Source organism: Streptomyces sp. SID3212, assembly GCF_009865405.1.
GTDB lineage: Bacteria > Actinomycetota > Actinomycetes > Streptomycetales > Streptomycetaceae > Streptomyces.
On record NZ_WWJY01000065.1, the window covers coordinates 1 to 212 of the forward strand.

1 protein-coding gene is annotated in these 212 nt (G+C 79.7%); it reads right to left on the bottom strand.

Annotated features, from left to right (window positions below; translation table 11 throughout):
• On the bottom strand, nucleotides 1–212 hold a 212-nt coding region (locus GT042_RS02155), incomplete at both ends, for a hypothetical protein (RefSeq protein WP_161306990.1).

The window sequence follows — 212 nt, forward strand, 5'->3', positions numbered from 1 at the left end:
CGGCCGGGTGCGGCGCGCGCGGCACCCGGCCGGTGAGTACTCGCTGCTCGGTGCCGCGGCCGTCCAGGTGGGCGGTGAGCGCGGCCACGGCTCCGGCCGTGTCCACGGCGACGAAGGCCAGGCGGTACGGCAGCGCGGTGCGCCCGCGTTGCAGGGTCCTGGCCACGTCGGGGAGCCGCAGGCCGGCTCCTTCACCGGCGAGCCGGTCGCGG